Source organism: Pseudomonas simiae (assembly GCF_900111895.1).
GTDB lineage: Bacteria > Pseudomonadota > Gammaproteobacteria > Pseudomonadales > Pseudomonadaceae > Aquipseudomonas > Aquipseudomonas simiae.
In genome coordinates, this window is record NZ_FOKB01000006.1 from 289671 (window position 1) to 312546 (window position 22876).

The 22876-nt window shown below is 61.4% G+C and carries 23 protein-coding genes and 1 pseudogene; 3 read left to right on the forward strand and 21 right to left on the reverse strand.

Going from position 1 to position 22876, the window contains the following annotated elements:
• Nucleotides 1-36: 36 nt before the first annotated feature.
• From BMZ57_RS30240 to ubiE, 11 genes and pseudogenes are all read right to left on the reverse strand, one after another.
• Nucleotides 37-909 (reverse strand): methyl-accepting chemotaxis protein, encoded by an 873-nt coding sequence (locus tag BMZ57_RS30240; protein WP_373422392.1) that lies wholly within the window; start codon nt 907-909, stop codon nt 37-39.
• Nucleotides 895-1953, reverse strand: a pseudogene (locus tag BMZ57_RS30245) (methyl-accepting chemotaxis protein); the annotation flags it as partial. The gene BMZ57_RS30240 and the pseudogene BMZ57_RS30245, both read right to left, overlap by 15 nt.
• 88 nt (nt 1954-2041) lie before the next feature.
• Nucleotides 2042-2749, reverse strand: coding sequence for a 16S rRNA (uracil(1498)-N(3))-methyltransferase (locus BMZ57_RS20125; RefSeq protein WP_010213807.1), 708 nt, complete (start codon nt 2747-2749; stop codon nt 2042-2044).
• Nucleotides 2746-3534: a twin-arginine translocase subunit TatC gene (tatC, locus tag BMZ57_RS20130; RefSeq protein ID WP_010213805.1), complete on the reverse strand. Its 789-nt coding sequence runs from the start codon at nt 3532-3534 to the stop codon at nt 2746-2748. The genes BMZ57_RS20125 and tatC overlap by 4 nt, the downstream gene beginning before the upstream one ends.
• Nucleotides 3531-3935, reverse strand: a complete 405-nt coding sequence (gene tatB, locus BMZ57_RS20135) for a Sec-independent protein translocase protein TatB (RefSeq protein ID WP_010213803.1) — start codon at nt 3933-3935, stop codon at nt 3531-3533. The genes tatC and tatB overlap by 4 nt, the downstream gene beginning before the upstream one ends.
• Nucleotides 3936-3945: 10 nt before the next feature.
• Entirely contained in the window at nt 3946-4224 is a 279-nt protein-coding gene (locus BMZ57_RS20140; protein WP_003171180.1) for a twin-arginine translocase TatA/TatE family subunit, read from the reverse strand.
• A gap of 26 nt (nt 4225-4250) precedes the next feature.
• Nucleotides 4251-4583, reverse strand: a complete 333-nt coding sequence (locus tag BMZ57_RS20145) for a phosphoribosyl-ATP diphosphatase (RefSeq protein WP_003209299.1) — start codon at nt 4581-4583, stop codon at nt 4251-4253.
• Nucleotides 4584-4586: 3 nt separating this feature from the next.
• Nucleotides 4587-4979: a phosphoribosyl-AMP cyclohydrolase gene (gene hisI, locus BMZ57_RS20150; protein WP_044286511.1), complete on the reverse strand. Its 393-nt coding sequence runs from the start codon at nt 4977-4979 to the stop codon at nt 4587-4589.
• 41 nt (nt 4980-5020) lie between these two features.
• Entirely contained in the window at nt 5021-6625 is a 1605-nt protein-coding gene (gene ubiB / locus BMZ57_RS20155; protein ID WP_010213796.1) for a ubiquinone biosynthesis regulatory protein kinase UbiB, read from the reverse strand.
• On the reverse strand, nt 6622-7245 hold the full coding sequence (locus BMZ57_RS20160) for a ubiquinone biosynthesis accessory factor UbiJ (RefSeq protein ID WP_042571350.1): 624 nt from the start codon (nt 7243-7245) through the stop codon (nt 6622-6624). Before BMZ57_RS20160 ends, ubiB begins: the two co-directional genes overlap by 4 nt.
• Nucleotides 7245-8015, reverse strand: a complete 771-nt coding sequence (ubiE, locus tag BMZ57_RS20165; RefSeq protein WP_003171186.1) for a bifunctional demethylmenaquinone methyltransferase/2-methoxy-6-polyprenyl-1,4-benzoquinol methylase UbiE — start codon at nt 8013-8015, stop codon at nt 7245-7247. The genes BMZ57_RS20160 and ubiE overlap by 1 nt, the downstream gene beginning before the upstream one ends.
• 144 nt (nt 8016-8159) lie before the next feature.
• On the opposite strand from ubiE, the gene BMZ57_RS20170 reads away from it, so the two are divergent.
• The 3 genes from BMZ57_RS20170 to BMZ57_RS20180 all read left to right on the forward strand — a co-directional run bounded on the left by BMZ57_RS20170 (nt 8160) and on the right by BMZ57_RS20180 (nt 9959).
• Nucleotides 8160-8435: a polyhydroxyalkanoic acid system family protein gene (locus tag BMZ57_RS20170; protein ID WP_021492330.1), complete on the forward strand. Its 276-nt coding sequence runs from the start codon at nt 8160-8162 to the stop codon at nt 8433-8435.
• Between the two features lie 105 nt (nt 8436-8540).
• Complete coding sequence (locus BMZ57_RS20175; RefSeq protein WP_010213785.1) at nt 8541-8963, forward strand: phasin family protein; 423 nt, start codon at nt 8541-8543, stop codon at nt 8961-8963.
• A gap of 12 nt (nt 8964-8975) precedes the next feature.
• Nucleotides 8976-9959, forward strand: coding sequence for a phasin family protein (locus tag BMZ57_RS20180; RefSeq protein WP_069672823.1), 984 nt, complete (start codon nt 8976-8978; stop codon nt 9957-9959).
• Between the two features lie 78 nt (nt 9960-10037).
• Here BMZ57_RS20180 and BMZ57_RS20185 read toward each other — a convergent pair whose 3' ends face one another.
• The 10 genes from BMZ57_RS20185 to BMZ57_RS20230 all read right to left on the reverse strand — a co-directional run bounded on the left by BMZ57_RS20185 (nt 10038) and on the right by BMZ57_RS20230 (nt 22838).
• Entirely contained in the window at nt 10038-10658 is a 621-nt protein-coding gene (locus tag BMZ57_RS20185; RefSeq protein WP_044286514.1) for a TetR/AcrR family transcriptional regulator, read from the reverse strand.
• A gap of 27 nt (nt 10659-10685) precedes the next feature.
• Nucleotides 10686-12368 carry a class II poly(R)-hydroxyalkanoic acid synthase gene (gene phaC / locus BMZ57_RS20190; RefSeq protein WP_044286515.1) on the reverse strand — a complete coding sequence of 561 codons (1683 nt, stop codon included), beginning with the start codon at nt 12366-12368 and terminating at the stop codon, nt 10686-10688.
• An 88-nt stretch (nt 12369-12456) separates the two neighbouring features.
• Entirely contained in the window at nt 12457-13302 is an 846-nt protein-coding gene (gene phaZ, locus BMZ57_RS20195; protein WP_010213781.1) for a poly(3-hydroxyalkanoate) depolymerase, read from the reverse strand.
• A 149-nt stretch (nt 13303-13451) separates the two neighbouring features.
• Nucleotides 13452-15131, reverse strand: a complete 1680-nt coding sequence (phaC, locus tag BMZ57_RS20200; protein WP_010213779.1) for a class II poly(R)-hydroxyalkanoic acid synthase — start codon at nt 15129-15131, stop codon at nt 13452-13454.
• Between the two features lie 249 nt (nt 15132-15380).
• Nucleotides 15381-15758, reverse strand: coding sequence for a gamma-butyrobetaine hydroxylase family protein (locus tag BMZ57_RS20205; RefSeq protein WP_010213778.1), 378 nt, complete (start codon nt 15756-15758; stop codon nt 15381-15383).
• A 148-nt stretch (nt 15759-15906) separates the two neighbouring features.
• Nucleotides 15907-17244, reverse strand: a complete 1338-nt coding sequence (gene hslU / locus BMZ57_RS20210; protein WP_010213775.1) for an ATP-dependent protease ATPase subunit HslU — start codon at nt 17242-17244, stop codon at nt 15907-15909.
• A 36-nt stretch (nt 17245-17280) separates the two neighbouring features.
• Nucleotides 17281-17811 (reverse strand): ATP-dependent protease subunit HslV, encoded by a 531-nt coding sequence (gene hslV / locus BMZ57_RS20215; RefSeq protein ID WP_003171209.1) that lies wholly within the window; start codon nt 17809-17811, stop codon nt 17281-17283.
• 257 nt (nt 17812-18068) lie between these two features.
• Nucleotides 18069-18770: an SPOR domain-containing protein gene (locus tag BMZ57_RS20220; RefSeq protein ID WP_010213772.1), complete on the reverse strand. Its 702-nt coding sequence runs from the start codon at nt 18768-18770 to the stop codon at nt 18069-18071.
• 1 nt (nt 18771) lies between these two features.
• Nucleotides 18772-20508, reverse strand: a complete 1737-nt coding sequence (argS, locus tag BMZ57_RS20225) for an arginine--tRNA ligase (protein WP_044286516.1) — start codon at nt 20506-20508, stop codon at nt 18772-18774.
• 110 nt (nt 20509-20618) lie between these two features.
• Nucleotides 20619-22838, reverse strand: coding sequence for a primosomal protein N' (locus BMZ57_RS20230; protein ID WP_044286517.1), 2220 nt, complete (start codon nt 22836-22838; stop codon nt 20619-20621).
• Between the last annotated feature and the right edge of the window lie 38 nt (nt 22839-22876).

Sequence of the window (22876 nt, forward strand, 5' to 3'; positions counted from 1 at the left end):
GGCGACCCTGGGCAGGTCGCCACGCGGTGAGGTGCGTCAGACCCTGAAGCGGCCGACCAGTGCTTGCAAATGGGTGCCCAGGCGCGCCAGTTCGGTACTCGACGCTGCGGTCTCTTCACTGGCCGCAGCCGTCTGCTCCGACACATCGCGCACATTCAGCACGCTGCGGTTGATCTCCTCGGCCACCGCGCTTTGCTGTTCGGCAGCGGTGGCGATCTGCGAGTTCATCGCCTGGATGGTCGAGACTGTCCGAGTGATGCTCGCCAGGGCACTGCCGGCACGGCGGGTCAGTTCGACGCTGCTGTCGGTCAGGCCGCGGCTGTTGTCCATGATGGTCGCCACTTGCTGAGTGCCGCTTTGCAGGCCGACGATCAGTTCTTCGATCTCTTCGGTGGACTTCTGAGTGCGTTGGGCCAGGCTGCGCACCTCGTCCGCTACCACAGCGAAGCCCCGACCGGCTTCCCCGGCACGCGCGGCTTCAATCGCAGCGTTGAGGGCCAGCAGGTTGGTTTGCTGGGCCACGGACTTGATCACGTCGAGCACGCTGCCGATCTTGTCGCTTTCGCGCTTCAGGTCGCCCATGGCAACCGTGGAGTTGCCCACTTCGGTGGCCAGGCGCTCGATCTGGGCGATGGCTTCGCCGACCACCTTGTCGCCTTCACGGGCCTGCTGGTCAGCCGCTACGGCCGCTTCGGAGGCTTCCTCGGCGTTACGCGCGACTTCTTGCACGGTAGCGGCCATTTCATTCATGGCGGTGGCCACCTGGTCCGTTTCGACCTTCTGGCTGTTGACCCCGGCGCTGGTCTGTTCGGTCACGGCCGACAGTTGCTCGGCGGCGCTGGCGATCTGGGTGACGCCGTCGCTGATGCCGCCGATCAGTTCGCGCAAACCGACGGTCATGCTTTGCATGGCACGTTGCAGCTGGCCCAGCTCATCCTGGCGCATGGAGGTGAGGTTGTGGCTCAGGTCGCCCGATGCCACGCGCTGGGCAACCTGGAGGGTCTGGTTCAGCGGAATCACGATCTGGCGCGTGATCGCCCAGGCGGCCACCAGACCAAAGATCAGCGCCAGTACGGTAGCCAGCAGCAAGAGTTGTTTGGCGTGCGCGGCGTCGGCGTCGCGCACCACGGTTTGCGAGAGGGTGAGTTTGTCGCTGTGGCCCAACAGCGTGTCACCCTGGGCACTCATGATCTTCAACGCAGCGGCGGCGGCGGTCTGAGAGTCACGGTACTGGCTGACCGCCGCGCGGTAGGCTTGCAGCGAGGTGCTGGCCTCCTCCAGGTTGGCCTGGTACTGCGCGGGCAGTTGGCCCTGCAGTTCGGTGATCTTTTTCACCGCGTTATCAATGGCGTCGAGGGCCGGTTGTTCAGCTTCGACCTTGGCGCTGTAGGTGTAGCCGCGCACCTGGAAGCGCGCCTGCTGGATCAGTTTGCTCAGGTCGACCACGCTGTTGAACTGCGTGACGCTGTCGCCTTGCAGCAGGCTTTTTTCGACCTCGCTGACCTTCGCTACGGCGTTGTCGGCGGTATCGCCCAGTTTACTGCGGGCACCTTCACGCTTGAGCCCGGCCTGAACCATGGTGGCAAAGGCCTTTTTATACTGGCTCAGGGCGTCCTGTTGCTGTTCGACAAGGGCCTTGTCGTCGGGTTGTTCGATCAGGTCTGCGGCGGTTTTCAGACCACTGTCCAGCTTGGCGATCAGGTTGTTGACCGCGTCGGTGCCTTGTTCGCCGCGCCGCATTTCGAAGTCCAGGCGCGCCAGGCGCAAGTCCTTGGTCAGCCCGTTGAGGCTGGAGATATGGCCCAGCTTGTCACCGCGACTGGTGACATCGCCCAGGCCGGTCCAGCCAGTGAACATGATCAATAATGTCAGCAGTAACACCAGGCCGAAGCCCACGCCGAGTTTGGTCTTGACGCTGATATTCCCCAGCTTTTCGGCTAACCAACGATGCATGCTGCGAACTCCCCTGGAACAAGGCTTGGACTTATTCAAAGGGTATCGGCGGTGACAGACTTTTCTGTAGGAGGGCGGCGAGTGAGATTTAGAAGAGACGGGCGAGCAGGGCGGTGACGGCGGTTTCGACGCGCAGGATGCGCGCGCCCAACTGCACGGGCTGCAAGCCAGCTTGGGTGAGCAGGTCCACTTCGTAGGGAATCCAGCCACCTTCCGGGCCGATCGCCAGGGTCACCGGCTCGTCCAGTCCGCGTGGGCAGGCCGGGTAATCACCGGGATGGCCAATCAGCCCCAGGCTGCCTGCGGCCATGGCCGGCAGGCGGTCTTCGACGAAGGGCTTGAAGCGTTTTTCGATGATGATCTCGGGCAATACCGTGTCCCGCGCCTGTTCAAGGCCGAGGATCAATTGCTCGCGAATCGCCTCAGGTTCCAGGAATGGGGTTTGCCAGAAGCTCTTTTCGACCCGGTAGCTGTTGACCAGCACCACCTTGGGCACGCCCATCGCCGCCACAGTCTGCAATACCCGACGCAGCATCTTTGGGCGGGGAAGGGCCAGCAGCAGGGTCAGCGGCAGCTTGGCCGGTGGTGGTTGGTCGACGCTCACTTGCAGCTCGGCTTCGGTGGCTTCCAGGCGCAGCAGTTGCGCATTGCCCATCAGCCCGCCAATGCGGCCGACGCGCAGGCTGTCGCCGACGACGGCGCGATGGACTTCCTGCATGTGCACCAGGCGCCGATCACGCAGTACCACGCGGTCGGCCGCGATGAAGTCGGCCTCTTCCAGTAGCAGCAGGTTCACGGCTGGGTCGCTGGCGGCTGGTCGTCGTCAGGCTGATCATCCGGGTGTTCGCCGCGCTTGCTGATCAAGCCGCTGAACAGGATGCCGATCTCGAACAGCATCCACATCGGTACGGCCAGCAAGGTCTGGGAGAAGATGTCCGGCGGCGTGAGGATCATGCCGACCACGAAGCAGCCGATGATCACGTACGGGCGGATTTTCTTCAGGTACGCCACGTTGACCACGCCGATCCACACCAGCAGTACCACGGCCACCGGAATTTCGAAGGCCACGCCAAAAGCGAAGAACAGCGTCATCACGAAGTCGAGGTAGCTGGTGATGTCCGTCATCATTTCCACGCCGGCCGGGGTGGCGGCGGCGAAGAATTTGAAGATCAGCGGGAACACCAGGAAGTAGGCGAACGCCATGCCGGTGTAGAACAGCAGGATGCTCGACACCAGCAACGGCACGGCGATGCGCTTCTCATGCTTGTACAGGCCCGGTGCGATAAAGCCCCAGATCTGGTGCAGGATCACCGGGATCGCCAGGAACAGCGACACCATCATGGTCAGCTTCAACGGCGTGAGGAACGGCGACGACACATCGGTGGCGATCATCGTCGCACCGGCCGGCAGGTACTGGCGCAGTGGTGTGGAGACGAAGGTGTAGATCTGCTGGGTAAAGGCGAACAACCCGGCAAAGATGATGAAGATGGCCGCTACGCAACGCAGCAGGCGGGTACGCAGCTCGGTGAGGTGCGAGACCAGCGGCATATGCTGGTCGTTTTCCGGTTTATCAGCGCTCATGGGGCTCGCGGCGGCAATGTAGGGTCATGGGGCGCGGGCGACGCGGTGGGCGTCGGCGCAGGCTCGGTTGGCGCGGTCGGTGCCACGGGTGCGGCCTCAACCGCAGGCGCGATGCTGTTTTCGACAGCGGGCTCCGCCGGTTTGGCGGGCTCATGCACGGGCGACAGAATCTTCCGGGCTTCCTGTTCCAACGACAGAATATGCTCGTTGTGCAGTTGCCGACGGATCTCGTCGGCGCCGATTTCCCGTTCAACTTCCTGTTTGATGGCGTTGAAACTGCGTTTCAGGCGCCCGATCCACAGGCCGGCCGTGCGTGCTGCACCGGGCAGGCGTTCCGGCCCCAGTACCAGCAGGGCCACGAGGCCGACGAGCAGCAGTTCAGAGAAGCTGATACCAAACATTAGTCAGTGCTCACGAGTCTTTGCGGGTCGGCTCTTCGACTTTCTCAGCCTGTACGTCGAAGGTGCGACGCTCGGTGATCGGCTGAGTGGCCTGCGGGTGCACAGGCTGCGCCGGGGGGACCGGGTTGGCGGCGGGATCGGCCGGCTTTTCGTCGTCGTTCATGGCTTTGCGAAAGCCCTTGATCGACTCGCCCACGTCGGTGCCCAGGTTCTTCAGTTTCTTGGTGCCGAACACCAGTACCACCACCACCAGGATGACGATCCAGTGTTTCCAGTCAAAAATGCCCATGCTGCAAATCCTCTAGTCTTGGTTATTCAGGCGGACGGGCGCGAGGCCTTCTCGGCATGCCCGGACAAGCCGAAGCGACGGTCCAGTTCATCCAGCACTGCCTGCGGATGCTGCCCCAGTTGGGCGAGCATGACCAGGCTATGGAACCATAGGTCGGCGGTTTCGTAGATGACATCGCTGCAGTCGCCGCTGATTTGCGCGTCCTTAGCGGCGATGATGGTCTCGACGGATTCTTCGCCGAGTTTTTCCAGGATCTTGTTCAAGCCCTTGTGGTACAGGCTGGCGACGTAGGAGCTGTCGGCATCCGCGCCTTTGCGGTCTTCCAGCACCTGGGCCACGCGGTTCAGGGTATCGCTCATGTCTTAGTGTCCTGCCGAGTAAATGGCGTCGGGGTCTTTGAGCACCGGCTCGACGGTCTTCCATTCGCCATTTTCGAAAACGCGATAGAAGCAGCTGTGGCGGCCGGTGTGGCAGGCGATGTCGCCGATCTGCTCGACCATGAGGATCACCACGTCGGCGTCGCAGTCGATGCGCATCTCGTGCAGGGTCTGCACGTGCCCGGACTCTTCGCCCTTGCGCCACAGTTTGCCACGCGAGCGTGACCAGTAGATGGCACGCTGCTCAGCGGCGGTGAGGCTCAAGGCCTCACGGTTCATCCAGGCCATCATCAGCACGCGCCCGGTCTTGTAGTCCTGGGCAATGGCCGGCACCAGGCCGTCACTGTCCCACTTGATATCGTCCAGCCAGTCTTTCATGTTCGGCTCCGGCAATTTGCGACAGTGTATAACCGGATTGGCTATCGACGCACGATCAGATAGATACCCACGGCGACCATGATGCCAGCCGGCCAGTGGCCCAGTTGGTTCAGCGGGCCACCGATGGCCAGCATCACCCCACCGACCAGGTGAGCAGCGCCCAGCAGGCGCAGGAACCAGTCGTCCTTGCGCTTCTTCCAAGGCGGCGCCGGGTCCTTGGCGTGGGGCTGGGACATGCGCTCCAGCAGGTCGCGGGTCATGTTGGCCAGGTGCGGCAGTTGTTCCATCTGGCTGTGCAGGTTGCCCAGCACGGTTTTCGGGCTCATGCGCTCGCGCATCCAGCGTTCCAGGAACGGCTGGGCGGTGTTCCACAGGTCGAGGTCCGGGTACAGCTGGCGGCCCAGGCCTTCGATGTTCAGCAGGGTTTTTTGCAGCAATACCAACTGTGGCTGCACTTCCATGTTGAAGCGCCGCGCGGTCTGGAACAGGCGCATCAGCACCTGGCCGAAGGAAATATCTTTTAATGGTTTTTCGAAGATCGGCTCGCACACGGTGCGGATCGCCGCTTCGAATTCGTTGAGCTTGGTTTCCGCCGGCACCCAGCCCGAATCGATGTGCAACTGCGCCACACGCCGGTAGTCGCGCTTGAAGAAGGCGAACAGGTTGCGGGCCAGGTAGTCCTGGTCTTCCGGGGTCAGGCTGCCGACGATGCCGCAGTCGATCGCGATGTACTGCGGGCTCCACGGGTTCACGGTGCTGACAAAGATGTTGCCGGGGTGCATGTCGGCGTGGAAGAAGCTGTCGCGGAACACTTGGGTGAAGAAGATCTCCACGCCGCGCTCGGCGAGCATCTTCATGTCGGTGCGCTGGTCGGCCAGGGTCGCGAGGTCGGTGACCTGCACGCCGTAGATGCGCTCCATCACCAGCACTTTAGGGCGGCACCAGTCCCAATACACTTGTGGCACGTACAGCAGTGGCGAGCCTTCGAAGTTGCGCTTGAGCTGGCTGGCGTTGGCGGCTTCGCGCAGCAGGTCGAGTTCGTCGTAGATGGTTTTTTCGTAGTCGGCGACCACGTCCACCGGGTGCAGCAGGCGTGCATCGGCCGAGAAACGCTCGGCGGCACGGGCGAGGATGAACAGCCATGCCAGATCCTGGCCGATGATCGGCTTGAGGCCAGGGCGGATTACCTTTACCACCACTTCTTCGCCGGTCTTGAGCTGTGCCGCGTGCACTTGGGCCACGGAGGCCGAGGCGAGGGGCTCGACGTCGAAGCGGCTGAAGACTTCGCTGATCTTCTTGCCCAGTTGCTCTTCGATCAACGCCATTGACTGTTGGGAGTCGAACGGCGGCACGCGGTCCTGCAGCAGCATCAACTCGTCGGCGATGTCCTCGGGCAGCAAGTCGCGGCGGGTCGAGAGGATCTGCCCGAACTTGATGAAGATCGGCCCCAGGTCCTGCAGTGCCAGGCGCAGGCGTGCGCCACGGCTCAGTGCCAGTTGTTTGCGCGGGAACCAGCGCCACGGCAGCACATAGCGCACCGCCAGCAGGAACCACGGCAAAGGCAGGGCGAACAGCAGGTCATCGAGGCGGTAGCGGATTACGACGCGCTGGATACGAAACAAACGGCGGACGGCGAGCAGCTTCATGCGTTATCGCTTGGATCAAGGGAACGGCTTAGGCGCTCGAAGCGCGCCTCAAGGCGTTCCAGGTCGATTTTGGCCTTGTCGAGTTCACGAAAGCGCGCTTGCGCTTCCCGTTCTCCGACCAGGGTGCGCGATTCTTCGCTCAGGTATTCGGCGAGGTTCTGGTTAAGGCTGGCGAACCCTTGCTGGTACCAGCGCGAGCGGCTGCGCAGGTGCCCGCTGATCAACTGGGTGGCCACTGGACCGATCCAGCGCGACAGCTCGTATTCCCAGTCCAGTTCCAGGTCCTGCAGCACGGCGGCCAGGTCCATCAGCACCGAACTGTCGCCTTCCAGCTCCACCTCGGCGCTGTGCAGGATGGCCGTCTTGTTGCGGCTCAGGGCCAGGTGCAGCAGGCTCGATGCCGGCGCACGCAGGGTACAGTCGGCTTCTGCGGCCCATTGGCTCGCGAGCATCAGGCCTTCATCGCTGGGCAGGATAAACAGCTGCAAGGCGGGGCTGCGGCAGTCGACGGCAATGACTTTGCCGCTGAGGTGCGCAAGCCGCGCCAGGGCGGTACTGTCCAGGCGCAGCACACGGTTGAGGCCGTGTTCAACGCTGGCGAGAAGGCCGGCGAACAGCATCAGGGCTTGATGCCGCGATGCAGGGCGACGATGCCCGAGGTCATGTTGTGGTAGGTCACGCGGTCGAAACCGGCTTCTACCATCATTGACTTCAGGGTTTCCTGATCGGGGTGCATGCGGATCGATTCGGCCAGGTAGCGATAGCTTTCGGCGTCATTGGTGATCAGCTTGCCCATCAATGGCATGAAGGCGAAGGAGTAGGTGTCATAGACCTTGGACATCAGCGCGTTGGTGGGCTTGGAGAACTCCAGCACCAACAGGCGGCCGCCCGGCTTGAGGACGCGCAGCATCGAGCGGATCGCGTCTTCCTTGTGGGTCACGTTGCGCAGGCCGAAGGCGATGGTCACGCAGTCGAAATGGTTGTCGGGGAACGGCAACTTTTCAGCGTCGGCCTGGACGAACTCGATATTGCCCGCCACGCCCTTGTCGAGCAGGCGGTCACGGCCGACCTTGAGCATCGAACCGTTGATGTCCGCCAAGACCACCTGGCCGGTCGGGCCAACGAGCTTGGAGAACTTGGCCGCCAGGTCGCCCGTACCACCGGCGATGTCCAGTACGCGGTTGCCGGTGCGAACACCCGACAGCTCGATGGTGAACCGCTTCCACAGGCGGTGCATGCCACCGGAGAGCACGTCGTTCATCAGGTCATACTTGGCCGCTACGGAATGGAACACCTCAGCGACTTTTTCCGCTTTCTGGCTTTCCGGGACGTTCTTGAAGCCGAAGTGAGTGGTGGGTTCGGCATCGCTGCCTTTGCGCTGATCAGTCATATCGCTGTCACCAAAAGAGAATGCGGGACATGATAATCCCCAAGGCCTACTTTGTCTTGGCAAGGCTGCAGGTAAGATGGGTGGTCACCGAGACCTTTTGCCGCATCGAAGGTATCCACTTCCCCATAAAGAGGAGTCATTGCAATGGCCCGTATAACCGTTGAGCGTGCACATTCCCTGGGTAAAGAAGGCGCACGTGCAAAGGCCGACAAGTTGGCGCACAAACTCAAGGAGCACTATGGCCTGGAGCCGTCGTGGTCCGGCGATACCTTGAACCTCAAGCGTTCGGGGGTTAAGGGCACTGTAGTCGTCGCCGATGATTCGTTGCGCATTGATGTGGAACTGGGCCTGTTGATGTCGGCCATGAGTGGCACCATCAAGTCCGAAATCGAAAAGGCCCTGGATAAAGCGTTGGCGTGATCAACCTGTTCTTAGGGTGCCGATTCTAATTTTCCAGCCTACTTTGTGCCCAAGCCCTCAACTCCTGTGGGCCGTTCCTCCACCCTATTCTGCGTGAGGTGCACCATGGCCAAAGTTATCCTGAAGAAAAAAATCGACGCCCAGACCACTACCTTGAGCGAGGTTAAATCCTACGCCCGCAAGATCTGGCTGGCAGGACTTGGTGCTTATGCCAAGGTCGGAAGCGAGGGCGGCGATTACTTCAAAGAGTTGGTTAAAGCCGGTCAACATGTTGAAAGTAAAGGTAAAAAAGTTGCAGTTGAACAACTTGAAGCCGCCAACAGTCAGATTGACCAAGTAAAGAGTAATGTCTCCTCCGTCAAAGGTCTGGTAGAAGTTCAGCTTGATAAAGTTGAAAAAGCTTTTGACACTCGTGTTGCCAGTGCCTTGAATCGAATCGGCATTGCGTCTAAACATGACGTTGAGACACTCTCTGCTAAGCTCGAAGAGCTGACGACATTGCTAGAACGTGTCGCGCGTAAACACTAAGGAGACATCGGGATGGCTGTTAAAAAGACTACTCAGAAAGAAGGCAGCTCGTGGGTCGGGGAAGTTGAAAAATATTCCCGTAAGATCTGGCTTGCTGGTTTAGGCGTGTACTCGAAGGTTAGCAGTGACGGCGGCAAATACTTCGAGACTTTGGTCAAGGACGGCGAGAAGGCCGAGAAGTTGACCAAAACCACGGTTGGTAAAAAAGTTGAAGCGGCCAAGGCAACTGCCGGTTCCGCCAAGTCGAGCCTTTCGGACACTTGGGGCAAGTTGGAAGAAACTTTCGACAAGCGCCTCAACAGTGCCATTTCGCGACTGGGCGTGCCGAGCAAGGCAGAGCTGAAGACGCTGCACAGCAAGGTCGATACCCTGACCAAGCAAATCGAGAAACTGACCGGCGCTAAAGTGGCTCCCGTGAAAACGGCGGCGGCCAAACCGGCTGCCAAGCCAGCGGCGAAAACCGCAGCGGCCAAACCGGCTGCGAAAACTGCCGCCAAGCCTCTGGTGAAAGCTGCCGCGAAACCGGCTGCCAAACCCGCTGCCAAGGCAACCGCTAAACCCGCCGCCAAGCCGGCGGCAAAAACGGCAGCTGCCAAGCCCGCCGCCAAGTCGGCAGCTAAGCCGGTAGCCGCGAAAGCTGCTGCCAAGCCTGCCGCTAAGCCAGCAGCCAAGGCAGCCGCAAAACCTGCCGCCAAGCCTGCGGCTAAAACCGCAGCCGCAAAACCCGCTGCCAAACCCGCCGCTGCGAAACCTGCAGCCAAGCCGGTCGCCGCGAAACCCGCCGCCAAACCTGCTGCAGCCAAGCCAGCGACAAAACCAGCCGCCGCGAAGAAGCCAGCGGTAGCGAAAAAGCCAGCAGCATCGAAGCCTGCGGTTGCGGCAAAGCCTGCTACTGCGCCAACCGCTTCCACAGCCAACTCGGTGTCCGCGCCGACCCCTGCTGCTGTGACCCCGACTGCAACGCCGGCAACCCCGACGCCATCCAGTCAGTCCTGATTTTTCCCAGGACACAAAAAATGCCCGGCCTGCAAAGGTCGGGCATTTTTTTAGGTGTGTGGGCTTGCTCCGACATGTTTAGACGCTGTCATCCAGGTATTTCAGCGCGAACTTCTCGGTTGCCAGGCGTGCCGGCAGCAATAGATGCGGCGCTACCAGCATCATGACCTGGTACACCACCACCCGTACCTCACCTTCACGATCAATAATCCGCTGGTAATCCAACGAGAACAGCAAGGTCAACGTGATCTGCTCCACCAGTTGCCCCAGGGCCTGGGTGCTACTGACCAACTGACCTGCCGCCTTCAGTCGCGCCAGCAATGACGCCAGGGTCCGCTTGAGCGCAGTCAGCTGGTTGCGAATGCCTTTGGCCAGCTTCGGCAAACGCCCCGCCAGGTTCGACAAGTCCTGGAACAAGAACCTGTAATGCGCCATGCGCTCGACAATCAGGTGCAGGAACAGCCAGTAATCCTCGGCCTCCAGTTGTGCGTCCGCCGGTGGGTCCAGCAGGGGCGCCAGCTCATTCTGGAAGCGTTCGAACAACCCGAGTACCAGTGGCTCCTTGCCATGGAAGTGGTAGTAGAGGTTGCCGGGGCTGATCCCCATTTCATTGGCCACCTCCATGGTCGACACGTTTGGCTCGCCCTTCTGGTTGAACAACTGCAGGGCACATTCAAGGATACGGTCGCGGGTCTTCATCCAGTCTTCTTAATGTGATCGCTGAGCTCAGCGCACCCGCACATAGGTGCCGGGCGCTGCTTCCATCGGTGGGTAATTCTGGTTGCCCAGGGCGGTAAGGGTTTCCCGTTGCACGCCGGAGCGCTGCTGGATCCACTCCAGCCATTGCGGCCACCAACTGCCTTCGACGTGGTTGGCGTCGTAGTACCAGGCGCGCGGGTCGCTGCTCAGCTTGGGGTTCTCGACGTAATTGGCCTTGGGATTGCCCGGCGGGTTGAGAATGCTCTGGATATGCCCGCTGTTGGACAGCACGAAGCGCCGCTCGCCGCCCAGCAATTGGGTCGAGCGATACACCGCGTCCCATGGCGTGATGTGGTCGTTGATGCCTGCCACGCTGAAGCTGTCCACCGTGACCTTCTGCAAATCGATCGGTGTACCGCACACCTCCAGGCCACCGGGATGACTCAGCGGGTTGTGCTTGAAGAAGTCCAGCAGGTCGCCGTGCAGCGCGGCGGGCAGGCGCGTGTTGTCGTTGTTCCAATACAGGATGTCGAAGGCCGGCGGTTCCTTGCCCAGCAAGTAGTTGTTGATCCAGTAGTTCCAGATCAGGTCATTCGGACGCATCCAGGCGAACACCTTGGCCATGTCGCGGCCGTCCAGCACGCCTTGTTGATAAGACCGACGCTTGGCGGCTTCCAGGGTCTGCTCGTCGGCGAACAGCGTGGCGGGGCTGTCGATCTGGCTGTCCAGCAGGCTCACCAGGTAGCTGGCGCTTGAGATGCGGCGCAGCTGGCGTTTGGCTTGCAAGTGGCCTTGCAGCGCGGCGATGGTCAGCCCGCCGGCGCAGGCGCCCATCAGGTTGACCTCGCGGGCGCCAGTGATCGCGCGGCACACGTTGAGCGCTTCCTCCAGCGCCGCAACGTAGGTGGACAGGCCCCATTCGCGATGCCGTACATCCGGGTTGCGCCAGCTGACCATGAAGGTCTGCAAGCCGTTTTTCAGGGCGTACTGCACAAAGCTGTTGGCCGGGCTTAGGTCGAAAATGTAGTACTTGTTGATTTGCGGCGGCACGATCAGCAGTGGCTTGGCGTACTGCTTTTCGCTCATCGGCTTGTACTGGATCAGTTCCAGCAGTTCATTGCGAAATACCACCGAGCCGGGCGTGGTGGCGACCGTCTTGCCCACTTCGAAGGCGTGCTTGCTCACCTGGCGCGGCAGGCCGTTGTTGTGCAGCATGTCTTCGAACAGATGGGTCACTCCGCGCACCACGCTGTTGCCGCCGGAGTTGAGCAGCTCCTTGATCGCCAGCGGGTTGAGCAGGGTGTTGGAAGGGGAGACCGCATCGTTGATCAGCGAGAAGGCGAAGTGTGCGCGAGTGCGGTCATCGGCGCTCAGAGTGCTGTCATCGATCCAGTGCCGGGTCTGCTTCTGCCAGCTCAGATAAGCTTGCAGGCTACGCCGGTACAGTGGGTTGAGTGTCCAGGTGGGGTCGGTGAAGCGGCCGTCGTTGGGGTTGGGTTCGTGCACGGTTTCACCGAGCAATACGCGCCCCAGTTGTCCGCTCAACGCCCAGGCATGGCGAACGGTATGCACCGGGTTGCGCAAGCCGTGGGCGGCCACGCTGCGCAGGGTCGACAGCAGGTCCCGACCCCGCAGGCCGGTGATCGCATTTTGCGCATTGATGAACGCCGCCGGGGTGGGCGCCGGGTTCGTCACGGGTCTTTCTCGCATGAGCCAACACTCCTTCGTCAAGCCATCAAACAGGCACGCCAATTCAGAACCATAGTCGGTTCCTGGCAAGTTGCGCGGCGGTGTGTCCTTACACGGCCGGTCGCGGATGAATCACCGCACGCATACGCTCCTCTTCAAGAAATTTCATGATGATCGGCGCCACGGCTTCCGCTCGGGTGATCAGGAACAGGTGGCCGTCATCGATGATGTGCAGCTGTGCATTGGGAATGCGCCAGGCCAGCATGCGCATGTTGATCAGCGGGATCAGCGGGTCGTCGTCCCCCGCCAGCACCAGGGTGGGTTGGCGGATCTTGTGCAGCCAGTGGATGCTGGTCCAGCCCAGTCCGGCGAACAGCTGCCAGTAGTAACCGAGCTTGCCGGCCGAGCGCACTTTGCTCGCATGCTCGGCGGCCAGGTTCGAATCGCGGCGGAACGAGCCGCCATAAATCATCGGTGCGATGCGCACCACGTGGGACGGTTGGATGTAGCGCCGGGGACTGGCCATCAGCCACAGCACCTTGGGCTTGCCGGGCACCATAAAGGCCCCGGCAGCGGTGGCGGCGAGAATCAGTTTTTTGCAGCGTTCCGGATAGTCATAGGCGAACTGTTGCGCCAGCGCACCGCCCCAGGACACACCCACGGCGTTCACTTGGCCATAGTCCAGGTAATCGAGCATGCGCGCGGTGAGTTTGGCCAGGCCGGGAAAGCGGTAGGGTCGTTTGGGCGTCGAGGAGCCGCCCACGCCAGGCACATCGAAGGCGATCACTTCCAGGTCCGGGTCCAGCGCCTGGACGAATGGAAACACCAACTCAAGGTTGGCGCCGATGCCATTGAAGATCAGCAACGGCGTCAAGTGAGGCTTGCCCGGGCGCACCGCCGTGCGGAGGGCCTGGCCATCCAGGTCGATGGTACGAAAGATGAACGGTTGCGGCATGCTCAAGCCCTGTGAGGTGGTGCATAGGTCTAATGGGCGGTGCGGACCTTGTGGCAGCTGGCTTGCCTGCGATGCCGGCGGTGAATGCAACACCGCTTCCGCAGGCAAGCCAGCTCCCACATCGGTCTCATTTCAACCACAAGGTCGGGTTAGCGTTCATGCACATATGTTCCCGGCGCAGCTTCGGCTGCGGCGTACGTTTTATTACCTAATACCGTCGGTGCTTTCTTTAATTTGCCCGCCCGTTCCGCCTGCCAGGCCTGCCAATGCAGCCACCAGGAATCCGTATGCTTGGTCGCGTTTTCCTGCCACTCCAGCGGCTTGCCGGCCAGGCTGTCGTTGGTCTGGTAACGCGCCTTGGGGTTGCCTGGCGGGTTGAGGATGCTCTGGATATGCCCGCTGCTGGACAGTACAAACTCCACCTTGCCACCGAACAACTGTGCTGATTTGTAGCAGGATTGCCACGGCGTGATGTGGTCATTGGTGCCGGCCAGTGAATAAATATCGGCAGTGACTTGCTTGAGGTCGATGGGCGTGCCGCACACTTCCAGGGCATTCGCCCGCACCAAAGGGTTGTTCTTGAACAGCTCGATCAGGTCGCCGTGGAATGCCGCCGGCAAACGCGTGGTGTCGTTGTTCCAGAACAGGATGTCGAACACCGGCGGCTCGTTGCCCAGCAGGTAGTTGTTGACCCAGTAGTTCCAGATCAGGTCGTTGGGGCGCATCCACGCAAACACCTTGGCCATGTCGCGGCCTTCCAGCACACCGGCCTGGTAGGAGTGGCGCTTGGCCGCCTCCAGGGTCTGCTCGTCGACGAACAGTGCCACCTGGGTGTCCAGCGTGGTGTCCAGCACGCTCACCAGCAGTGTCAGGGCATTGACCTTTTTCTCCCCCAGCGCCGCATAGTGGCCGAGCAACGCGGTGCAGGTGATACCGCCGGAACAGGCGCCGAGCATGTTGATGTCCTTGCTGCCGGTAATCGCGGTGACCACATCCACGGCTTCCTTGAGCGCATCGATATAGGTCGACAGCCCCCACTCGCGCTGGGCCTTGGTGGGGTTGCGCCAGCTGACAATGAAGGTTTGCTGGTTATTGCGCAGGCAGAAACGCGCCAGGCTCTTTTCCGGGCTCAGGTCGAATACATAGAATTTGTTGATCTGCGGCGGCACCACCAGCAGCGGGCGTTCGTGCACCTGTTCGGTGATCGGCTTGTACTGGATCAGCTCCAACACGTCGTTGCGAAACACCACCGAGCCTTCGGTCGTGCCCAGGGTCTTGCCCACTTCAAAGGCGCCCATGTTCACCTGGCTCGGCATGCCGCCGTTGTGCACCATGTCCTTGGCCAGGTGGGACAAGCCATCGAGCAGGCTCTTGCCGCCGGTTTCAAAGAAGCGTTTGACCGCTGCCGGATTGGCCGCGCTGTTGGTGGGGGCCATGGCTTCGGTCATCAGGTTGATCACGAAGTGGCCGCGGCTGATGTCCTGTTCCGACAGGTTACTGTCGCCGATCCAGTCGTGCAGTTCCTTGCGCCACGCCAGGTAGGTTTGCAGATAGCGTTTGTACAGCGGGTTCTGGCTCCAGGCCGGGTCCTGGAAGCGACGGTCGTCGTTCTCGGGCACCAACGCGGACTTGCCGAACATCACGTTCTTCAACTCAACGCCAAAATGTGCGACGTGCTTGACGCTGTGCAACGGTTGTTTGATGGCTTGGGTCAGCACCATCTTCGCTGATGCGAGTAAATCCTTTTTACGTAACGCGATGATCGGATTGAGCCCCAGGGTGTTTTCCGAGGCCTGGCGTTTCAAGTCATCGTTGTTCTTGTTACTCATCTACGACGCTCCATTGTCCGAAAGACGAGTACCGGGGACCGCTGCGCACCCAGTTTCGATACACAACACAAGCCTGGTACTGCGACTCGGGTGACCGTTGATACCGCATCGTCAAATGCAGGGAACTTGCCAGTTCCATTGGTTACCCGAGTTTAATTTTTTTCGCAAGCGGACCAATCGTTGGTCACGCGACAGGGCATTCAAGCAGATGAAATTAGAAAATGCCCTCTAAAGAGCAAGACCCCTGGGCTAGAGCATCAGCCGCACGACCGACTGATCCGGATCGCGGGTTTTGCCGGCTGCTTTGAGTTCGGCGAGGTAATCAGCCCACAGCGCGTCCTGACGCACGGCCAGTTGGTAGAGGTAGTCCCAGGTGAACAGTCCGCTGTCATGGCCGTCGTCGAAGGTCAATTTCAGTGCGTACTGACCGGCCGGTTCGACCTTGGTCAACCGGACGTTGAGCTTGCCGAATTGCAGGATGGGTTTGCCGTGACCCTGGACCTCGGCGGAAGGCGAGTGGGTGCGCAGCAGTTCGGCAGGGAGTTGGTACACCTCGTCGGGCCCGTAGGTAAGGCCGAGGGTGTTGGAGGTTTTGTGCAGGTTTACAGCTGTAGGAAATTTGGACATTGGAGATGATCCTGAAGGAACCGGCTCGAAAATGTGGGAGCGGGCTTGCTCGCGAATGGGCAGTGTCAGTCAGTACAGGTGTGACTGATACACCGCATTCGCGAGCAAGCCCGCTCCCACCTTAAAGCAAAGCGGCTCTGCGTGAGGCTTACAGGATATAACGAGACAGATCTTCGTTCTGCGCCAATTCGCCCAAGTGGCTGTTGACGTACTCAGCATCAATCTTGATTACTTCGCCATTCTGCGCACCGGCCAGGTCGCCGGCGCTGAAGGATACTTCCTCCAACAAGCGCTCCAGCAGCGTGTGCAAACGACGGGCACCGATGTTCTCGGTCTTCTCGTTGACCTGCCAGGCAATCTCCGCCAGGCGCTTGATACCGTCCGCCTGGAACTCGATACCCAAGCCTTCGGTTTTCAGCAGCTCACGGTATTGCTCGGTGAGCGACGCGTGCGGCTCACTGAGGATGCGCTCAAAGTCGCCAGGGGTCAGCGCCTTGAGCTCCACGCGGATCGGCAGGCGGCCTTGCAGCTCCGGCACCAGGTCGCTTGGCTTGCTCAGGTGGAATGCACCGGAGGCGATAAACAGGATGTGGTCGGTCTTGACCATGCCCAGCTTAGTGTTCACGGTGCAGCCTTCGATCAGCGGCAGCAGGTCGCGCTGTACGCCTTCACGGGACACATCCACGCCGCCGGAGTTGCCGCGCTTGGCCACCTTGTCGATCTCGTCGATAAACACGATGCCGTGCTGCTCGACCGCTTCCAGGGCCTTGGCCTTGAGTTCTTCCTCATTGACCAGGCGCCCGGCTTCTTCGTCACGCACCAGTTTCAGGGCTTCCTTCACCTTGAGCTTGCGGCTTTTCTTCTTGCCCTTGCCCATGTTGGCGAACAGGTTCTGCAACTGGCTGGTCATTTCTTCCATGCCAGGCGGGGCGGAGATGTCGACGCCGGAGACTTCGGCGACTTCGATCTCGATTTCCTTGTCGTCCAGCTGGCCTTCACGCAGTCGCTTGCGGAACAGCTGGCGGGTGTTGGAGTCCGAGGCCGGCGCGGCGTCCTCGTTGAAACCCATGCGTGCCGGTGGCAGCAGGGCGTCGAGGATGCGTTCTTCGGCGGCGTCTTCGGCGCGGTGGCTGACCTTGGTCATTTCCTGTTCGCGCAGCAGCTTCAGGGCGGCGTCGGCCAGGTCACGGATGATCGACTCGACGTCGCGGCCCACGTAGCCCACTTCGGTGAACTTGGTGGCTTCGACCTTGATGAACGGCGCGTTGGCCAACTTGGCCAGGCGACGGGCGATTTCGGTTTTACCGACGCCGGTAGGACCGATCATCAGGATGTTCTTTGGCGTTACTTCAACGCGCAGTTCTTCGGGCAGTTGCATCCGGCGCCAGCGGTTACGCAGCGCGATGGCAACGGCGCGCTTGGCATCGTCCTGGCCGATGATATGGCGGTTGAGTTCATGGACGATTTCGCGGGGAGTCATGGACATAGTGTTTGGCGGCCTCAAGCGGAATAAGCCTACGGCTTACTCGGCGAGGTCCTGCTCCTCAATGGTCTGGTTGTGGTTGGTGAACACGCAGATATCGCCGGCAATGCCCAGGGCTGTCTCGACGATTTCGCGAGCCGACAGGTCGGTCTTCTTCAGCAGTGCGCTGGCTGCCGCCTGGGCGTAGCCACCGCCGGAACCCATGGCGATCAAGCCATGTTCAGGCTCAACCACATCGCCGTTGCCGGTGATGATCAGAGAAGCGTCTTTGTTGGCGACGGCCAGCATGGCTTCCAGACGGCTGAGGGAGCGGTCGGTACGCCATTCTTTGGCGAGTTCGACGGCTGCGCGCACGAGATGGCCCTGGTGTTTTTCCAGCTGGCCTTCGAAACGTTCGAAGAGGGTGAAGGCGTCGGCGGTAGCGCCGGCAAAGCCTGCGAGAACCTGGCCGTGGTACAGGCGACGCACTTTCTTGGCGTTGCCTTTCATTACGGTATTACCCAGGGAAACCTGGCCGTCGCCGCCCATGACGACTTTGCCGTGGCGACGTACTGAAACGATGGTGGTCAAGGGGAGAGTCTCCACGCAGCGGGGCGAAAATGCCCTGATGGAAACTGATATGGGGGTGGTGAGGGGGATTTCAACTGTAGGACGGGAGGGCGGACGAGTGGTGTTTATGTGCCGGACTCGGTCCTGAGGCCGCTTTAAATCAACTGTGGGAGCGGGCTTGCTCGCGAATGCGCTAGATCAGTCGATACATCGGGTGACTGATACACCTTATTCGCGAGCAAGCCCGCTCCCTCATTTTGATTAGCGTTGACTGTGAATCAGCGGCTCTGGCGTTGTTGTAACAACAGGTTGCTAAAGCCCGCGCCGGCCAATTGTTTCTGTGCCACGGTCAGCTGTTCACGGTTGCTGAACGGCCCCACCAGCACGCGATACCAAGTCGCATCCTTCACGGTGCCGGACTCTACCGTCACCGACTGGCCCAGCAGAATGATCTGCGCCCGTACGCGATCTGCATCCGCCTGTTTCGGGAACGAGCCCGCTTGCAGGAAGAACTTGGTCACCGGCGCGGCCTTGGTCTCGGCAACCGGCGGTGCTGGCGGTGGGGTGATCCCGGCCAGTGCGGCCTGGGCACGCGCCGTGTCGATTTTCGCCGCCTCCGCAGGCGTGACCGGTGTGGTCGGCACCTGTGGCGTCGGCAGGGTTTTCTCCGGCACGGCGTCAGGCGGCACGATCACTTCCGACTCCGGCAGCAACGTGTAGAAATCGTACTTAGGCTTCACCGGTGCCGTCGGGCTCGGCGCAGTCTTGTTGGCTTCGGCCATTTTCGTGGCTTTCTGTTGTTCCTGCTTGACCCGTTTGACGTCATCGCCCTTGCCCGGATCCAGTTTCATCAGGAACACGATAAACGCGCCGACGGTGAGGCCGATCGCCAGCCACAGCCAGCCCGGAATCGGCTTCTTCGCCGGGGCTTGGTAGCGGCTGGCGCCGCGCTTGGGTGCAGGTTTTTTCTTGGCAGCCAACTTACATACGCTCCAGAGTTTCCAGGCCCAACAGTTCCAGGCCTTGCTTGAGGGTCCGTCCAGCCAGAGCGGCGAGGCGCAGGCGGCTCTGCTTCTGGGCTTCGTCGTCGGCGGTCAGGATCGGGCAGTTCTCGTAGAAGCTGGAGAACAGGCCGGCGACTTCGTACAGGTAGGTGCACAGGATGTGTGGCGTACCTTTCTCGCCGACGCTGTTCAGCACTTCGCCGAATTGCGCCAGCTTGGCGGCCAGCTCCTGTTCATGGGTTGCCTCGAGGTTGATCTGGCCTTCGACTTCGCTGAAGTCCTTGCCCAGCTTGCGGAACACGCCGGCCACACGGGTGTAGGCGTACAGCAGGTAAGGCGCGGTGTTGCCTTCGAAGTTGAGCATCAGCTCGAAGTTGAAGCTGTAGTCGCTGGTGCGGTGCTTGGACAGGTCGGCGTATTTCACTGCGCCAATGCCCACCACGCGGGCAATGTTGCGCAGGTCGGCCTCGGCCAGCTCCGGGTTTTTCTCTTTCACCAGGTTGTAGGCACGCTCCTGGGCTTCGGTAAGCAGGTCGATCAGCTTCACGGTGCCGCCGTCGCGGGTCTTGAACGGACGGCCGTCGGCGCCGTTCATGGTGCCGAACCCCATGTGTTCCATGTGCATCGGGTGGGTGACGAAACCGGCGCGACGCGCCACTTCGAACACCTGCTGAAAGTGCAGGGCCTGACGCTGGTCGACGAAATACAGCGCGCGATCGGCCTTGAGTACGCCGCTGCGGTAGCGCACGGCTGCCAGGTCGGTGGTGGCGTAGAGGTAGCCGCCATCGGCCTTGACGATGATCACCGGCAGCGGCTCGCCGTCCGCCGTCTTGAATTCTTCCAGGAACACGCACTGCGCGCCGTTGCTCTCCACCAGCAGGCCCTTGGCCTTGAGGTCGTTGACCACGTTGATCAGGTCGTCGTTGTAGGCGCTTTCGCCCATCACGTCGGCCATGGTCAGCTTGACGTTGAGCAGCTCGTAGATTTCCTGGCAGTGGGACAGTGAAATCTCACGGAAGCGGTTCCACAGCGCCAGGCATTCCTTGTCGCCGGCTTGCAGCTTGACCACCAGGCCACGGGCGCGCTCGGCGAACTCTTCGGATTCGTCGAAGCGCTTCTTGGCGGCGCGGTAGAAGTTTTCCAGGTCCGACAGCTCGTTGCTGGTGATCGGGTTTTCCTGCAGGTAGGCCATCAACATGCCGAACTGGGTGCCCCAGTCGCCCACATGGTTCTGACGGATCACGGTGTCGCCGAGGTACTCCAATACGCGTGCCACGCCGTCACCGATGATGGTGGAGCGCAGGTGGCCCACGTGCATCTCTTTAGCCAGGTTCGGTGCCGACAGGTCAATTACCACGCGTTGCAGCGGGCCGGCCTTGTGCACGCCGATCTTGGCGTCGGCCAGGGCCGCATCCAGGCGCGACGCCAGGGCCTGGGTGTTCTGGAAGAAGTTGATGAAGCCAGGGCCGGCGATTTCAGCCTTGCTCACGCTTTCGTCGACAGGCAGCGCAGCGATGATTTTCTCTGCCAGGTAGCGCGGCTTCATGCCCGCGGGCTTGGACAGCATCATCGCGATGTTGCTGGCGAAGTCACCGTGGGTCTTGTCGCGGGTGTTTTCCACCTGGATCGCCGGCGTCAGGCCTTCAGGCAACACACCTTCGTTGACGAGTTGGGTGAGGGCTTGTTGGATCAGCTGGCGAATGGTGTCTTTCATGGTGTTCTCTTTCGACCGCAAGCGGCGGCGCGCGATGCGCAGGTGGAAAAACTGAGCATTATCCGTGGCGAGGGCGGGCTTGCCAACCTTCGCGGGACCTATGGCCAGGCTTAATACAAATCTACCGGGTCTACGTCCAACGACCATCGCACTTGGCGACCGCTGGGCATTTGCTCCAGGGCAAGCAACCAGCTACTTAATAGTCGATGCAGGGGCGCGCGCGAGGTTGCCTGCAAGAGTAGTTGAGCGCGATAACGCCCGGCACGGCGCTCCATGGGCGCGGGCACCGGGCCGAGCAGTTCGATGCCGTTCAGGCCCAGTTCGCCAAGTAAACGTTCGGCGGCGCTGCAAGCTTCATCGAGGAAACCTTCGGCTTGCCCGGGTTTGTGGGCTTCGGCGCGCAACAGAGCCAAATGGGAAAAAGGTGGCAGGCCCGCGGCGCGACGCTCGCTCAGCGCCTGCTCGGCGAAGGCAAAGTAGCCCTGTTCGGTCAGTTGGATCAGCAGCGGATGGTCGGCCAGGTGGGTCTGGATGATCACCCGGCCTGGCTCTTCGGCGCGGCCCGCGCGGCCGGCGACCTGCACGATCAACTGCGCCATGCGCTCGCTGGCGCGGAAATCCCCGGAGAACAGCCCGCCGTCGGCATCCAGGATCGACACCAGGGTCACCCGTGGAAAATGGTGCCCTTTGGCAAGCATCTGCGTGCCGATCAGGATGCACGGATGGCCTTTCTGGATGGTGGCGAACAGCTGGTTCATTGCATCTTTGCGCGAGGTGCTGTCGCGGTCGACTCGCAGCACCGGGTAGTCAGGGAACAGAATGCCCAGGCGTTCTTCGGCCCGTTCTGTGCCGGCACCGACGGGTCGCAGGTCGACTTTGCCGCATTGCGGGCAGTGGCGCGGTACGCGTTCCACATGGCCGCAGTGATGGCAGCGCAGTTCACCGTAGCGCTGGTGCACGGTCATGCGCGCGTCGCAGCGTTCGCATTCGGACATCCAGCCGCAGTCGTGGCACAGCAAGGTCGGTGCAAAGCCGCGCCGGTTGAGAAACACCAAGACCTGTTGGCCGGCGGCGAGGGTCTGGCCGATGGCTTGTTGCATCGGTCCGGAAATGCCGCTGTCGAGTGGGCGGCTTTTGACGTCAAGGCGCAGGAAGCGTGGCTGCTTGGCGCCGCCGGCACGCTCATTAAGGCGTAGGAGGCCATACCGCCCGGTGTAGGCGTTGTGCAAACTCTCTAAAGATGGCGTGGCCGAGCCCAGCACAATCGGGATGTCTTCCTGGCGTGCGCGCACTAGCGCCAGGTCGCGGGCGTGGTAGCGCAGGCCTTCCTGTTGTTTATAAGAGCCGTCGTGCTCCTCGTCGATGATGATCAGCCCGGGGTTTTTCATCGGGGTGAACAGCGCCGACCGGGTGCCGATAATAATGTCGGCCTCGCCGTCCCGTGCGGCCAGCCAGGATTCGAGGCGCTCACGGTCGTTGACGGCCGAGTGCACCAGAGCGATGCGGGCGTTGAAACGCTGTTCGAAGCGCGCCAGGGTCTGCGGGCCCAGGTTGATCTCGGGAATCAGCACCAGGGCCTGTTTGCCGGCTTGCAGGGTTTCGCGAATCAACTGCAAATAGACTTCGGTCTTGCCACTGCCGGTGACGCCGGCCAGCAGGAAGGCGTGGAAACTGTCAAAGCCTGCGCGAATCGCTTCGTAGGCCGCACGTTGCTCCGGGTTCAGCGGCAACTCCGGTTGGGCCAGCCAGTGTTCGTGGCGGGCGTCGGGGGCGTGCTTGCGGATTTCCACCTGCACCAGGCCCTTGGCGAGCAACAGGTCGAGGCTGTCTTTGCTCAGCATCAATTTGCTTAACAGTTGATGGGCCACGCCATGTGGGTGTTGGGCCAGGGTCGCCAGGGCTTCACGTTGGCGCGGGGCGCGGGCGATGCGCGGATCGTCGAGGCGCGCACCGGGCACCATCGACCAGAAGCGTTCCTGGCGCGCTTCGGCCAATTCGCCCTGGCGCAGCAGTACCGGCAACGCCCAACTGAGGGTATCGCCGAGGCTGTGCTGGTAATACTGGGCGGTCCACAGGCACAGCTTGAACAGGGCGGGCGGCAGCGGTGGGGTGGCGTCGAGCATGGCCAGCGCGGGCTTGAGTTTTTCCGCAGGCACTTCGCTGTGGTCCGCGACTTCCACCAGGATGCCGATCATTTCCCGTCGGCCAAACGGCACACGCACACGCATGCCCGGCTGCAGCTGTGCCCGCAGCACGCCGGCCGGGGCCCGATAATCGAACAGGCGGCGCAGGGGCGAGGGCAGGGCTAGGCGCAAAATGGCGTCGGGCACGCGGGGGGTCTCTTATAAAAGGCAGGCGGTGGCGCAGG